We start from the raw sequence: 15,332 nt of genomic DNA on the forward strand, positions 1-15,332 counted from the left end.
CCTGTGCATTAGGTCAGTTGTCAAACCATGATATTTTCCAGTACGGTCTGTCCGTCAAGCATGCGAACAATGCGGTGACTATACCTGGCATCATGCTCAGAGTGCGTTACCATTACCACCGTTGTACCTTGTTCATTAAGGTCTGTCAGCATTTGCATGACTTCATTACCATTACTGGAATCCAGGTTACCGGTAGGTTCATCAGCCAATATCAGCTTAGGATTATTCACCACAGCCCTGGCCACTGCCACACGCTGTTGCTGACCTCCGGAAAGCTGTTGAGGGTAGTGATTGCGGCGGTGCATGATCTGCATTTTATCCAGCACTTCTTCCACTCTTTGTTTGCGTTCTGAAGGTCTTGCACCTAAATAGATCAATGGCAGTTCTACATTTTCAAAAACAGTCAATTCATCAATCAGGTTAAAGCTCTGGAAAACAAATCCAATATTTCTTTTGCGCAGGTCTGCTCTTTTTCTTTCATTGAAATCAGCTACCTCAATTCCATTGAACAAAAAGCTTCCGCTATCCGGATCGTCAAGCAGCCCCAGGATATTTAATAAAGTGGATTTGCCACAACCTGAGGGGCCCATAATAGCGACAAATTCACCCTCAGCTACGGAAAGGGAAAGTTTGTTCAGTGCTACTGTTTCCACATCTTCAGTACGATAGATCTTTTCGAGGTTTTTAATCTTTATCATTTTGATTTTTTTATAAACAGTTTGGATTAATTGAAATGCATTAAAAGGTTTCCAGGCAGGATCTGGAAAGCCACAATTTCTTTCTTCACTTCCGGTTTTCTTTCCCTGATCTTTTGAAAACAGGCTGTTGTGATACAATGAACACCTAAAAGAGGGATCATTAAAAAGAAGAGTTTCATGGCAGAAGGTTTACAAGTATATGTTGTTGGTTTTTGAACTTTATTTTTTAAGCACCAGTTCCTGCATATTCCCATAGTTCTCGTAACTGGAGGTCACGATCTTATCGCCGGGCTGCAGGCCGCTCAGCACTTCATAATAATCAGGATTCTGGCGGCCCAGCTGCACATCTACTTTATATGCGGTTTTTCCATCTTTGTCAACTTTGAATACCCAATTACCGCCTGTTTGCTGGTAAAACCCACCCTTAGCCAGTAATAAAGCCTGGGTTTCATCGCTCAATGCAAGGCGTATCTGCAAGGTTTGACCACGACGTATACCCTCGGGTACCGCATCGATGAATTCCATATCAACCTGGAATCGTCCACTGTTCACCTGTGTGAATACCTTGTTGATCTTTAACTTGTAATTTTTGCCTGCGAAGGATGTTTCACCCATGAGGCCAATGAATACCCTTGAGATATAATGTTCATCTACATCAACACGTACCTTATAGCCGCTTAATACATCTATCTGGCCCAGGCGTTCGCCTTTATTTTTACTCTGCCCCACCTCGGCATCCAGTGATGTCAGTTGACCATCAATGGGAGCTCTTACGATCAGGTCACCTACTTTCTTGCGCATCACGTTCAGTGCGTTCTGTGATCCCAGGTAAGATTGTTGGGCCTGTGAGATCTGTTGGGCATTGGAAGATTCGTCCTGCTTCAGGATCTTTTCTGTAAGCCCCTTCTTTTCCAGTTGATAGTTATAATTGTTTTCTGATTGCTTAAATTCCTGCAGGCCAATAGCTTTTTGTTCATACAGGGTCTTGTTCAATTCATAGATCCTTTTGGCTTCCTTCAGCTGGTTATCCACATCTGTCATCTGGTTCAGCTTTGTAGTAGTATTCTGCTGTGCTGCATTCCTGGCTATCTGCATTTGGGTCAATAAATTGTACACAGAGGTTTGTTGATTCACGAGGCTCAGAGCCAGGTCCGTATTCGATAGGCGGAGGATTGGCTGTCCCTTTTTAACAATGGCCCCGTCATCAACCAACTTCTCTTCCACCCTTCCACCCTCGATGGCATCAAGGTAAATTGTTGTCAGGGGAAGCACCACTCCGTTTACAGGGATAAATTCCTGGAAAGCGCCTTTCTTTACTTCACTGATCGTAATGCGCTCAGCATCTACATTCAGCTTGGCCTTACCTGAGGTGAAATAAAGGCTGCCGGTAATGAGCAGCACAAGTCCTGCAATACCTGCAATGGTGAGAATCCTCTTTTGAGTCCACTTCTTTTTTTCAATTTTTCTATCCACGGAGCGTTAGATTTTATGGTTTTAACTTAAACTGGTTCTTTTTAACAGGCACCGAAACTTATTGTCCGGTGATCGCTTTGTTACATCACTGAGTCGAAACCAATGCCAATGTTTGACGATTATGGTTTTCAATAAGTTACATTTTTTGCAATCTACGAAGCTGTTCGTTACCGTACAGAAAGTGTACGCTTTTGATACACCGTACCACTGTACACCTAAAATGGAGACTTCATTTTCAAAGGCTTGCATTACTGGCATATTTGTAGTTTCGCTACTACCAAATCATTCTACTATTAGTTATGTCTTTAAAAACTGCTTCAGTCCTGGTTATTGATGACGATATCGATGTGTTGACCGCAGTGCGATTGTTATTACGCCCCGAGGTGAAAGAAATTGTCACGGAAAAGAATCCTGAGAACATAAGATCAATTTTAGCTAAACAGGAATTTGACGTCATTCTGCTTGACATGAACTTCAATAGTTCCATCAATACTGGCAATGAGGGCATCTTCTGGCTTAAAAAGATAAAAGAAGAATTCCGGTCCACGGCTGCGGTTATTATGATAACCGCATATGGTGATATTGACCTGGCTATCCGTTCCCTGAAAGAAGGAGCTTTTGATTTTGTAGTAAAGCCCTGGCATAATGAAAGACTGATCACTACCATTAAAGAAGCCGTAAAAAGAAAAGAAAACAAAGGGACTGGTGCTATTGCCCTACCGTCTTCATCTTTATTTGAAACAGAGCTGCTGGGTAAGTCAGAATGTATGCAGGATATTTTTTATAAGATCCAGAAGATTGCTCCCACAGATGCAAACATTCTCATATTGGGAGAAAATGGTACCGGTAAGGAATTGATCGCAAAAGCCATTCATCATTTTTCGGGCAGGTCAACCCAGCCATTTGTAAAAGTTGATGTTGGGGCTCTGACAGATTCATTATTTGAAAGTGAACTATTTGGCCATAAAAAAGGAGCTTTTACGGACGCCCGCGAGGACCGTATGGGCCGATTTGAATTGGCTAATGGTGGTACGCTTTTCCTTGATGAAATAGGAAATATCTCCTTGCACCAGCAGGCAAAGCTGCTGAGTGTTTTACAAAATCGTACAGTGACGCGCCTGGGAAGCAACGAATCCATTCCAATTGACATAAGGCTTGTATGCGCTACCAACATTCCAATTTCTGAATTGGCCAATGAAGCCAGGTTTAGAAAAGACCTTATCTATCGCATCAATACGGTAGAGATCATTATACCCCCCCTGCGCAAAAGGGAAAAGGATATAATTCTCCTGGCAAAGCATTTCAGCAAGATATATAGTAATAAATACCTCAAGCCCACCCTTGATTTTGATGATAAGGCAATTGATAAACTGATGGGCTACAACTATCCCGGAAATGTAAGAGAACTTCAATATACCATTGAAAGGGCTGTGATCATGTCTGATGGCAATATTTTAACTGCAAAGGATATTATATTTTCTCCTATTGAACAAACAATGGCAACAGAAGAAGTTCAATTCTCAAACCTGGGAGCAGTGGAAAAAAACACCATCCTGCGTGTTATAGAGAAGCATAGTGGAAACATTTCTAAAGCAGCAAAAGAGTTAGGCATTACCAGAACAGCTTTATACAGGCGTTTGAATAAATACGATATTTAATACGCCTTATATCTCATTTTCTATTCCCTATCCATCTATTTATTCTATATGATCTTTAAAGATTTTCAGTGGCGCATTTTATCCCGTGTTTTGCTCCTTGTAATAACTTTAACTGCTGCTTCCTTTTTCCTGGTAAAGCAATGGCATGTTTACCTTGCGCTCATTTCACCTCTTGTTATTTACCAGATCATAGAATTTCTGCGATTTCAGAAAAAGACATATGATGAAGTTAACCAGTTTGTTGAGGCTGTACATTATCGTGATTTCTCCCGCTATTTCGATGTCAAACATGCCTCAGCAGATATTCAGCCACTGCGGAAAGGATTTAATGAGATCAACAGCACCTTCAAAGTAATATCAAAGGAAAAAGAAACTCAATACCAGTACCTCCAGAAAATACTTGAACTGGTTGGTACCGGGATCCTTTCCTACGAAATGGAAACCGGCGAAGTGGTTTGGATGAATGAATCATTAAAGAATATGCTTCAGTTGCCATACCTGAAAACCATTCATTCATTTGAGAAAAGGGATAGCATGTTATTTACAGAAATTTATGAGCTAAGGCCAGGGGAAAGCAAGATCGCTATTGCTCATTTAGAAAAGTCACACTTCAAAATATTACTATCAGCTACTGCTTTTCAAACAGAAGGCAAGAAATTTAAGCTGGTTGCTTTCCAAAATGTAAATGAAGCCCTGGATGAAACGGAATCGCGTGCCTGGCAAAAGCTTTTGAGTGTTATGACACACGAGATCATGAATTCTGTAGCTCCGATTTCTTCTCTTGCTGAAACATTGAAAAAAAGACTTACCTCCACTGATACCAATACCCTTGAAGACCTGGAATTAGGTATCGAAACCATCCAGCGAAGAAGTGAAGGACTGCTCAAATTTGCAGAGACATATCGTAACCTCAATAAGATTACAAAGCTCAACCTTCAAAAGGTGTATATAAGGGAACTGTTTGGCAACCTGCACCAGTTAATGGCTCCAACTTTTGAGCAAAAGGGTATTGAGCTTGAGATCATATTAAAGGATACCGATCTTATGCTTGAAGCAGATCCCAGTCTCATAGAACAGGTATTGATCAATCTTATCGTTAATGCTATTGAAGCAGTTAAGGATCAGTTGGAACCCAGGATCATATTATCTGCTGAACAACCACTGAATAAAAAAGTTATTCTTAAAGTAGCTGACAATGGACCTGGCATTCCAGAAGAAGTGTTAGATAAGATATTTATACCCTTTTTCAGTACCAAAAAAAGCGGGAGTGGAATTGGACTCAGTCTTTGTAAACAGATCATTATGCTGCACCGTGGCAACATCCAGGTTCAGTCCATAGAAGGGAAAGGAACTGTTTTTTCCATGCAATTTTAAACACCACTCTTCAGATTACTTCCAAATCCTTATTCTTGCAAAATGAACACAGAGCAGCAGGAAGCATTTATGCGTGAAGCTATAGCCTTATCCTTAACCAATATCAAAACTTGTAAAGGGGGCCCTTTTGGTGCTGTCATTGTTAAAAATGGTGAAATCATAGCAAGGGGTGCTAACAATGTGACCTCTACCAATGATCCTACTGCGCATGCTGAAGTGGTTGCCATCCGACAGGCCTGTGAGCATTTGCAAACATTCCAGTTAACAGGATGCGAGATATATGCCAGTTGTGAACCCTGCCCCATGTGCCTGGGGGCCATATATTGGGCAAGACTGGACAAATTATACTATGCCAATACAAAAACAGATGCCGCGGCCATCAATTTTGATGATAAGTTTATCTATGAAGAATTGGAAAAGCCTTTGGAGCACCGCACACTCTTTACCCAACAATTATTGAGAGACGAAGCCCTGGAGGCATTTAAAAAATGGTCTCAAATGGATGAGAAAATAGAGTATTAGGCATTTGTTAATTAAAACAGGAATATCTCCCTGTAAAATGCCAAATCAAACCTGATTTAGCAGTTTGTAATTTCAAACATTCTGCAGGGATAATTACCTTTGAATCATGAAAGGTTCTGAAAAGATATCACCTTTTGAAATGGATGACGTCCTTGTTGATACGATGGACCCATTTCATCTGATCGTGTGGAATGATGAGGTAAACACTTTTGAATGGGTCATTGAATCCCTAATGGAGGTTTGTGACCATAGCTACGAACAGGCCGAACAATGTGCCTATATCATACATTACAAAGGGAAATATGCAGTTAAGCATGGCTCCTATGAGAACCTGAAACCAATGTGTGATGCCATCACGGAGAGAGGGATTGGCGCTACCCTTGAGACTGTTCCTGCTTAATCACTTAAAACCTGGTTTAAAAACGAGTGCCCAAATAATGTGGCAGTACCGTACGCCAGGTATTCCAGTCATGCGGCCATTCAGATCCCCAAATATCCAACTCGTAATTGATCCCTTTATTATATAGCAGAGAAGCAAAACTTCGGCTTGCATTGGGATCTTCATAAGCACCGCTACCACTGAAAATATGGATATGCTGACTTCTTCGTATTTGCTCCAGGATGGAGTGGTCAGTTAAATTGGGCAGGTAATGCTGCGGACTGTTGAAATATACATCATCATCATAATATCCCTTTGTATATTCTGTAAGATCGTAAACCCCACTCAGGGCGATCACTCCATTAAGCAGGTCAGGTCTTTTTAAAAAAAGGTTCATACTATGTAAGGCGCCAAAAGAAGCACCACAAATAATTATTGGGGTCTCAGGACTGGTATGAGTCCTTATAAAAGGTATTACTTCCTGGTAAACATACTCATTGAATTGCTGGTGACGGATGATCTTATGGCGGGGATCCATTTCGTTATTCATCCAGCTTTCATTGTTTATACTGTTAATAGAGAAAACTTTTACTTTCCCACCATCAATAAACGGGGAAAGAGCATCCATCAGCTGAAACCTCTCATATTCCAGGTAATCTGCAGCAGCTGTTGGAACAAGTAACAAAGCAAAACCATAATGGCCATAAACTGCTATAGGCATCTCCTTGCTAAGTCTTGGGCTATACCATGAAGTGATCTGTCTTTCCATGAAATCAATATTATCAGTGTAATTGAATGATCCGGATCAAAGAATTAAGATACAATAATAACAAGGGGTGACGAGTAAAATTCCTTTTTCTTGATTTTATAAATATTAAGTATTAAGTTATACCTGTTTAACTGCGAATCAGTATTTTCATTTATTGTTACATCAGCCGGCATGCAAGATCAGCACCAGATAGATGCCTCTTTTACGGATGGCGCTCCTCTGTCCGAGGAAATTGCCTTACAGCTTATAATTAATAACCTGGATGATGTATTCTTTCTAATAGACAAAGAACTTAAGATTGTCATTTGTAGCGAGGTAACCAAAAAAACCGTAAAGCAACACCTGGGTTATACTATTAGGCCGGGCATGTCTATATTGGAACTGGTACCACTGGAAAGACGTAAATTTCTTAAAGAGGTTTATGCGGAAGTTTTGCATGGAAAAGAACGCTGGACTGAAGTTGAGGTTCCTATAAACGGTACTGCGAATTACTTCGAGAGCTATTTTAAGCCAGCGAAAAATCAAAAAAAGGAGATCATAGGTGTGCTGGTCAGTACAAGAAATATCACTGGGAAAAAACAGGCTGATTTAGAACAATCAAAAATAAAAGAAAGCCTCAGACTATCTGAACAACAATACAGGACCTTATTTGATAGCAATCCACTGCCCTGCTGGATCTATGACCTTGAAACGCAAAAATTCCTGGAAGTAAATGAAGCCGCCATCAAACATTATGGATATACTCATGATGAATTCCTGCAATTAACCATTTTTGATATACAGGCCGAAGAGAACATTGAAAAATTAAAGAAAAGGACAATTAATAGGGTACAAAAAACCTATTCTTTAAATAACTGGCAACATAAATTAAAGGATGGGCGGATCATCTTTGTTGACCTGCGCATCAACTGTATAAACTACCATGGTAAGGAAGCTAACCTGGTGGTGGCACATGATGTAACCCCAAAAGTAGTAACAGAGAATGAATTGCGTAAAAGCAACGAACGCTTTCGCCTGGCAGCAAAGGCTTCTTCTGAAGCGCTTTGGGAATGGGATGTAATAACCAAAGAAGCCTATATCAGTTCCACCTATACTGACATGATGGGATGGAGAGCAGATGAGTTCAGGAAGTTTGACGAATGGTACGATTATATCCATCCGGATGATAAAGAGGAAACAATAAGAACATACCAGGACGCAATTGACAATCCTAAAACAGAGCGTTGGGAAAAAGAATACCGCTATCTCAAATCCGATGGCAGTTATGCCTATGTAAATGATAAAGCAGTGATCCTGAGAAATAATAAGGGGGAGGCCATAAAAGTAACAGGGGCGCTGCAAAATATTACCGAACAGAAACGCATTGAAGCTGAATTAAAGAAAAGCAATATGCGCTTTCAACTGGCCAGCCGTGCGGCATCAGATGCAATTTATGAATGGGATATTATTGCCAACGAATTTTACTGGAGCGATAGCCTCCAGTCATTGTTTGGCTATCACCCTTCAGAAGTGAATATAGAAACCTGGAAAGAATTGTTACATCCGGCTGAAAGTCAAAAAACTATTCAAAGCCTTGAAGATACCCTGGCCCACCCCCGTAAAAAGATCTGGAACCAGGAGTACAGGTTGAAACGTGCGGATGGAAAGTTCAGCTATGTACTTGAAAGAGGTTTTATCGTCCGTGATGAAGAGGGAAAAGCGCTTCGTATGATCGGCTCATTGCAGGATATTTCTGACCGGAAATTTCATGAGCAGTTATTGTCCCTTGAAAGATCTATCCTCGAACTTTCAGCCAATCCTGGCATTGAACTGAAAGAAGTGGTAGATAAGCTTTTAAAAGGCATAGAGGAAATCCACACGCATTCTATTACTTCCGTTCTGTTGCTGAAAGATGATAAGATAATTGAACACCTGGCCTCTCCCAGCCTGCCGCCAGGTTATGCAGAGGCTATCAATGGCACACCCATTGGAGCGGCAGCTGGAAGCTGCGGCACAGCCATGTTCCTGAAAAAACCTGTCATTACCTCAGATATAGACAAAGATCCCCTGTGGTCAAAATACAAACATATTGCTGCACGCTTTGGTCTGAAAGCATGTTGGGCACTACCCATCATCCATAGCTCAGGCAAGGTACTGGGAAGCTTTGCTATATACCACAAAACCCCTCAAATACCAGACAATAATGAATTAGCTACCGTTGAGCGACTGCGCAATATTTTGAGGATTGTCATGGAGAACAGGTGGTCATTACAGGAGATAAGGCTGGCAAATGAGCGGTTTGATATTATGATGATGGCCACACATGACCTTATCTGGGACTGGAACCTGGAGACTAATTTTGTTTACCGCGAAGGAACAGGACTTAAAAAAGTGTTTGGCGTAGAAAAAAATGAAACAATTGAAAATATCAATGAATGGATAAAGCGGTTGCACCCAGATGATGTCCAGAAAGTCAAAAAAGTGATGGCGCACATCATGAATGCTGTCCACGAGAATAACTTTGACGTAGAATACCGCTTTAGAAGAGATGATGGCACTTATACTTTCGTCTATGACAGGGGCGTACTTATCAGGAATAAAGAAGGAAAACCAATTAGAATGATCGGTGCTGCCCAGGATGTTTCTGAAAGAAAACGGTTGGAAAAAGAACTACTGAATAATGAACTGGAACACCAGAAGGCCATCAACCTGGCCACCGTTGAAACACAGGAACAGGAAAGAAGCGAAATTGGCAAGGAACTTCACGATAATGTAAACCAGGTTTTGACCACCACTAAGCTATACCTTGATCTGGCTATCAGTAATCCCGAGTTGCGTGATGAAATGGTATTGAAATCCAATAAGAATATTATAAATGTTATTAATGAGATAAGGCAACTTTCCCGTTCTTTAATGAATCCCAGCATTGGCGATCTGGGCTTGATAGACTCTATACACGATCTCATCGAAAATATCAACCTCACCCGTAAACTTCATGTAAGTTTGCAATCGAAGTCAGAAATTGAGGATCTTTTAGATAAAAATCAGAAACTTACAATTTTTAGAATCATCCAGGAGGCACTTAATAACGCTATAAAGCACGCAAAGGCCACAAAGGTTAGTATTAAGATATTATATAATACTACAATGGTTGAAGTTGTAATTGAAGATAACGGGATAGGATTTAATCTTCAGAAAGTTAAAAAAGGGGCTGGACTTAAAAATATTCAAAACCGGATTTACCTTATCAATGGTACACACAATATTGAAAGTGCACCATCTAAGGGATCAAAAATAATTATCAATTTCCCTTTTAAACAAAATAGCATATCCTAACTAACTATGGAAAAGATCACCATCCTTATTGCAGATGACCACACATTAGTGAGAGAAACCTGGAGTTTTATTTTAAACACAGACCCCCGTTTTAAGGTGATTGCTGAAAGCGGAAGTGGCGAAGATGCCGTGGAACTTGCCAAGCAACTGCGTCCCCAGGTAGTCATTATGGATATCAATCTACCTGGAATGAATGGTATTGAAGCTACCCAGTTGATCCGAAAATATTCTCCGGTTTCCAAAATCCTGGGCGTCTCTCTTCATACTCAACCCACATATGCCCGCAAGATGATCCAGAAAGGTGCTATGGGTTATGTAACCAAAAACTCTTCCCGCGAGGAAATGTTCAAAGCCATCATGGAGATCCAGAATGGCCGTAAATACATTTGTGATGAGATTAAAAACATTCTTTCCGAGCAGGTGATCAGTGGAGAAGACAATCAGAACGGGCTTAATTCCCTGTCTCAAAGAGAAATAGAGATCATTGCCTTTATCAAAAAAGGTCACTCTTCCAAAGAAATTGCGGACTCTTTGAATATTTCAGTGAAAACCGTAGAAGTGCACCGCTACAACATCCTTAAAAAGCTGAACCTTAAGAACGCTGCTGCCCTCGTAAACTTTATAAACAACAGCCAGCTGGAATTCGAAAATTAATACAGGATGCCGGTTAACTTTTGTCTCTAAAAGCAGGGACAAGGTTTACAAGCTTATCTAAATCATATAATTGGTGTGCAGATGCTAAATTTGCACACCAATTATATTTATAAGCATGAGCACTACTTTATCAAAGAATTTCGAACCCGGGACTGTAGAGGAACATTGGTACCAGCATTGGATGGACAAGGGATATTTTAAGAGTACTCCAGATGAAAGGCCTGCCTTTACAGTGGTCATTCCCCCACCCAACGTTACAGGTGTACTGCACATGGGACATACCCTTAACGAGACCGTGCAGGATGTGCTCGTGCGCAATGCCAGGATGAATGGCTTCAATGCCTGCTGGGTGCCCGGCAGTGACCATGCTTCCATTGCCACAGAAGCCAAAGTGGTACAAATGCTTGAAAAGGAAAAAGGCATTTCCAAACATGAACTGACCAGGGAAACTTTCCTGGAACATGCCTTTGAATGGAAGGAGAAATACGGTGGTATTATCTACCACCAGATCAAAAAGCTGGGTTGCAGTGTGGACTGGGATCGGGTTACCTTTACAATGGACCAACACTACTACCAGGCAGTCATAAAAGTCTTTATTGATCTTTATAATAAAGGAATGATCTACAGGGGTGCCCGCATGATCAACTGGGACCCCGCAGCAGAAACAGCCCTAAGCGATGAGGAAGTGGAATACAGGGATCTCCAGGGAAAGCTTTATTACGTACGATACAAAGTGGCAGGCAGCGATGAATATATTACCATAGCCACGCAACGGCCTGAGACTATTATGGGTGATACCGCAGTTTGCGTCAACCCCACTGATGAACGCTACCAGCATTTAAAAGGAAAGAAGATCATTGTACCTCTTGTTAACCGTGAAGTACCTCTTATTTTCGATGACTATGTGGATCCCACATTTGGAACAGGCGCATTGAAAGTAACGCCAGCACATGATATCAATGACTATAATCTTGGCCTGAAACATAACCTGCCCGCTATTGATACATTGAATCCCAATGGTACCCTAAGCGAAGCTGCTGAAGTGTTTGTAGGTATGGACCGTTTTGAGGCCCGTAAAGCATCTGTTCAGCAATTAAAAGAGGAAGGTGCACTTGTAAAAGAAGAAGAATACTGCACTCGTCTTGGATTTTCTCAAAGAACCAATGTTGTGGTGGAACCCCGCATATCTACCCAATGGTTTGTAAAAATGCGTGGCCTTGCAGATAAAGCACTGCAGGCAGTAAGTAGCGGCGAAGTAAAGATCCACCCGGAAGAACGCTTCCTGGCCACCTATAAATACTGGCTGGAGAATGTAAAAGACTGGTGCATCAGCAGGCAGCTCTGGTGGGGCCAGCGAATCCCTGCCTGGTATGATAAGGATGGCAGATTTGTAGTGGCCGCAACCGAAGATGAGGCTATAGCACTTTTTCAGTCAACCCATGCTACCAGTATATCTAATGGCCAGCTAACACAGGATGAAGATGTGCTCGATACCTGGTTCTCGTCCTGGCTTTGGCCAATAGAAGTGTTTAACGGTATCACACAACCGGATAATCCAGAGATCAACTATTACTATCCCACATCTGTCCTGGTAACGGGACAGGATATAATCTTCTTTTGGGTAGCCCGCATGATCATGGCTGGCGAAGAGTACATGCATCAAAAACCTTTTGATGATGTTTACTTCACAGGGATGGTGCGCGACAAGCAGGGCAGGAAAATGAGCAAGAGTCTTGGTAATTCTCCCGACCTGTTAGACCTTATCTCCCGCTTTGGTGCTGACGCCGTGCGCTTTGGCATCCTCATCTCCTCCCCCGCCGGCAACGACCTGCTTTTTGACGATAGCAGTTGTGAACAGGGCCGCAATTTTAATAACAAATTGTGGAACGCCCTAAAGCTGGTAAAGATGTGGGAAGCCAATGGAGCCATACAAAAAGATACCAAAGGTGATGATTTTGAAAAAGCTTCCCTCGCAGTGCATTGGTTTGAAACCAGGCTGGCTGAAGTGCAGGAACAACTGAAAGGCATGTATAAGGAATTCCGCCTGAGTGAAGCATTAAAAACTATCTACTCCCTGATCTGGGATGATTTCTGTAGCTGGTACCTGGAGTGGGTGAAACCACCCTATGGAGAAAAAATAGATGAGTACCTGTTGGAATCAACTATTGATTTCTTTGAGCAATTGATGCAATTATTGCATCCTTTCATGCCCTTTGTAACAGAAGAAATATACCACCATTTGCGCCAACGTGCTGATGGCGATGACCTTACTAACAAACAATTGGGAGAGGTAGGACATGCACACCAAAGAAGTACTACGTTACAGCAAAGCCAGTTAATGCAATTGGGCAGCCTGCTTAAAGAAACCATTACGGCTATAAGAGATACCAGGGCCAAAAATAATATCAAGCCTAAGGAATCCGTGAAGCTGCACATACAAACATCAGAGCAGTCAAATTACCGGCTGGCGCAACATATCATGGGAAAGCAGGTTAATGCAGCAGAAATACTTTTTACAACAGATGTTGTTCCAAATACCATTACAGTGTTAGTGGGTACAGATAAGTTTTACCTGGAAACAGAAACAGAAGTAGATCCTGCAGCACAAAAAGAACAAATGCTGAAAGACCTTGAATACCTTAAAGGCTTCCTGGTTTCCGTTGAAAAGAAGTTAAGCAATGAACGCTTTGTGCAGAATGCCAAACCTGAAGTAGTGGAAGTTGAAAGGAAGAAAAAAGCCGATGCGGAAGACAAGATCAAAGCAATTGAGGAAAGCCTGGCTTCTCTTTCTTAAATGAAAAATAAATCAGGGCAATGGTTATGGGAAAGCAAGAAATGACACTTGTAGCTCACCTAATCTTTTGTATCCCTTTGCATTCATGTGAATAGCATCGTGGTAATACAATTGCTTGTTATAAATATTATAGCCTCCTGTATAGAATTGATCAAGAACCGGTATGCCATGAAGTGCACATATTTGCTTTTGCATTTCAACATACCGGTTCATTCCATTCTCATAATAAGGATCATATCCACCCCGGTCGTTAAAAGCTTTGCTTGATGTGAAAAAGTAAATAGCAGCCTGCGGATTTATCTCATAAATCCTTTTGATACAATAGTTAATTCCTCCTGCCTGGGTAGTTAACTTAGTTGTATCATAACCATCAAATTCTGTGTAATCGGTATAATTTCCAATAGCCCTATGGTTTGTATAATCGTTTGTAGAAGCCCAAAGAATATAGATATCAAATACGCCTGCCTCATTTACCTGTTGTTGAAGGGATTTTCCCTGCAGTGAAGAAAAGCCTGCTCCACCCACTCCATAATTTGTAATGGTCATGCCAAGGTATTTTTTCCATAAGGCTTTGGCTGTATCACTTGCCGGTATCACAGAAACTGAGCCCCCAAAGACCGCTACAGACTTTCCATAATTAAAAGATCCTTTAAGATCAGTCAATTCCATTCTGCCTTGTGAAAAGGCAGTATTCATGACTAACAGCCACAAAATGAGCATGCAATTAATCCTTACTTTCATAACAAAACTGATTTATTTCTTTCTCGTTCACATCTTATGTACCCTGGAGCTATTGAAATATACTTATTCAATGTAGCTCTTATAAAGCATTTCTATTGCTACTCAATTGTTCTGCCAGGCCTATTAAAATTCCTTCAGGACCACGGATGTAACAAAGCCTGTACAATTCCTGGTACTTAACCACTTCCCCGACGAGTTCCGCACCAATTTTCAGGAGCCTCGCTAAAGTGTCATCTATATCCACCACGGTAAACATAACCCGTAAATAGCCAAGTGCATTCACAGGAGCTTTGCGGTGATCAGCAATAACAGGAGGAGTTAGAAATCGCGAGAGCTCAAGCCTGCTATGTCCATCAGGTGTGACCATCATTGCAATTTCCACCTGCTGGTTTCCAAGCCCTGTAACACGGCCAGCCCATTCCCCTTCTATGGTGGCCCGCCCTTCAAGCAGAAGACCAAGCTCAGTGAAAAAAGAAATGGCCTCATCAAGCGATTCCACAACAATACCCACATTATCCATGCGCATTAATTTGTTATTTCCTTCAGCCATTATTTATTGATTTATTAAGTTATTATGCCGGTTTAAACTTGTATTCATTGAAAACGATTGCCTGGATGTGGACAGTCCAATAGTTCATAATGAAAAAGCACCGGGCATAGGATAGAATTGTATTGTTGAGCATACAAAATACTAAATTTTTTGGTAATTAAAAAACCTGTGATCATCCTTTACTTATCCACATTTTGTAAATTCAACTATATCTAAATGTTAGCCCACTTATAGCTACAACCGGGCAAAGCCCGGGCTCCTTCCTATCTGAGGTATAGATACTCCGTGCTGGTACGGAGTATCTATACCGTAGCCATACCGGAGGTAGCTGGATGATAAGGAGGAGATAGTAAGGTAAAACAAGAGAACTGAGCGTATCGGACGATGGAGGATAAAATAATAGAG

Annotated in this window: 13 protein-coding genes; 7 read left to right on the top strand and 6 right to left on the bottom strand. The window is 41.3% G+C overall.

What is annotated here, in order from left to right:
- Nucleotides 1-20: 20 nt before the first annotated feature.
- Genes BUA53_RS01125 through BUA53_RS01130 form a run of 3 tightly spaced genes read right to left on the bottom strand, consistent with a single transcriptional unit; the run spans nucleotide 21 to nucleotide 2,171 of the window.
- Nucleotides 21-698, bottom strand: coding sequence for an ABC transporter ATP-binding protein (locus BUA53_RS01125; RefSeq protein ID WP_072833603.1), 678 nt, complete (start codon nucleotides 696-698; stop codon nucleotides 21-23).
- 26 nt (nucleotides 699-724) lie between these two features.
- Nucleotides 725-877 carry a hypothetical protein gene (locus BUA53_RS21105; protein WP_175545991.1) on the bottom strand — a complete coding sequence of 51 codons (153 nt, stop codon included), beginning with the start codon at nucleotides 875-877 and terminating at the stop codon, nucleotides 725-727.
- A gap of 40 nt (nucleotides 878-917) precedes the next feature.
- Nucleotides 918-2,171 carry an efflux RND transporter periplasmic adaptor subunit gene (locus BUA53_RS01130; protein ID WP_072833393.1) on the bottom strand — a complete coding sequence of 418 codons (1,254 nt, stop codon included), beginning with the start codon at nucleotides 2,169-2,171 and terminating at the stop codon, nucleotides 918-920.
- Nucleotides 2,172-2,470: 299 nt separating this feature from the next.
- Here BUA53_RS01130 and BUA53_RS01135 point away from each other — a divergent pair, with 299 nt between their 5' ends.
- The 4 genes from BUA53_RS01135 (at nucleotide 2,471) to BUA53_RS01150 (ending at nucleotide 6,125) form a co-directional block, all read left to right on the top strand.
- On the top strand, nucleotides 2,471-3,829 hold the full coding sequence (locus BUA53_RS01135) for a sigma-54-dependent transcriptional regulator (RefSeq protein ID WP_072833394.1): 1,359 nt from the start codon (nucleotides 2,471-2,473) through the stop codon (nucleotides 3,827-3,829).
- Between the two features lie 48 nt (nucleotides 3,830-3,877).
- Nucleotides 3,878-5,203: a sensor histidine kinase gene (locus tag BUA53_RS01140; protein ID WP_072833395.1), complete on the top strand. Its 1,326-nt coding sequence runs from the start codon at nucleotides 3,878-3,880 to the stop codon at nucleotides 5,201-5,203.
- Nucleotides 5,204-5,245: 42 nt separating this feature from the next.
- Entirely contained in the window at nucleotides 5,246-5,725 is a 480-nt protein-coding gene (locus BUA53_RS01145) for a nucleoside deaminase (RefSeq protein ID WP_072833396.1), read from the top strand.
- A 106-nt stretch (nucleotides 5,726-5,831) separates the two neighbouring features.
- A complete protein-coding gene (locus tag BUA53_RS01150; protein ID WP_084079741.1) occupies nucleotides 5,832-6,125 on the top strand; it encodes an ATP-dependent Clp protease adaptor ClpS in 294 nt (97 codons plus the stop codon).
- 16 nt (nucleotides 6,126-6,141) lie between these two features.
- On the opposite strand, the gene BUA53_RS01155 is transcribed toward BUA53_RS01150, so the two are convergent.
- Nucleotides 6,142-6,873, bottom strand: a complete 732-nt coding sequence (locus BUA53_RS01155) for an esterase family protein (RefSeq protein WP_072833398.1) — start codon at nucleotides 6,871-6,873, stop codon at nucleotides 6,142-6,144.
- Nucleotides 6,874-7,044: 171 nt separating this feature from the next.
- Here BUA53_RS01155 and BUA53_RS01160 point away from each other — a divergent pair, with 171 nt between their 5' ends.
- The 3 genes from BUA53_RS01160 (at nucleotide 7,045) to BUA53_RS01170 (ending at nucleotide 13,636) form a co-directional block, all read left to right on the top strand.
- On the top strand, nucleotides 7,045-10,188 hold the full coding sequence (locus tag BUA53_RS01160) for a PAS domain S-box protein (protein ID WP_072833399.1): 3,144 nt from the start codon (nucleotides 7,045-7,047) through the stop codon (nucleotides 10,186-10,188).
- A 6-nt stretch (nucleotides 10,189-10,194) separates the two neighbouring features.
- Nucleotides 10,195-10,842: a response regulator gene (locus BUA53_RS01165; protein WP_072833400.1), complete on the top strand. Its 648-nt coding sequence runs from the start codon at nucleotides 10,195-10,197 to the stop codon at nucleotides 10,840-10,842.
- A gap of 115 nt (nucleotides 10,843-10,957) precedes the next feature.
- The gene (locus BUA53_RS01170; protein ID WP_072833401.1) at nucleotides 10,958-13,636 is read left to right on the top strand and encodes a valine--tRNA ligase; all 2,679 of its coding nucleotides are present in this window, start codon (nucleotides 10,958-10,960) and stop codon (nucleotides 13,634-13,636) included.
- A gap of 24 nt (nucleotides 13,637-13,660) precedes the next feature.
- Here BUA53_RS01170 and BUA53_RS01175 read toward each other — a convergent pair whose 3' ends face one another.
- A complete protein-coding gene (locus tag BUA53_RS01175; RefSeq protein WP_072833402.1) occupies nucleotides 13,661-14,377 on the bottom strand; it encodes an SGNH/GDSL hydrolase family protein in 717 nt (238 codons plus the stop codon).
- 79 nt (nucleotides 14,378-14,456) lie between these two features.
- Nucleotides 14,457-14,927 (bottom strand): VOC family protein, encoded by a 471-nt coding sequence (locus tag BUA53_RS01180; protein ID WP_072833403.1) that lies wholly within the window; start codon nucleotides 14,925-14,927, stop codon nucleotides 14,457-14,459.
- Nucleotides 14,928-15,332 lie beyond the last annotated feature (405 nt).

Source organism: Flavisolibacter ginsengisoli DSM 18119 (genome assembly GCF_900129295.1).
Taxonomy (GTDB): domain Bacteria; phylum Bacteroidota; class Bacteroidia; order Chitinophagales; family Chitinophagaceae; genus Flavisolibacter; species Flavisolibacter ginsengisoli.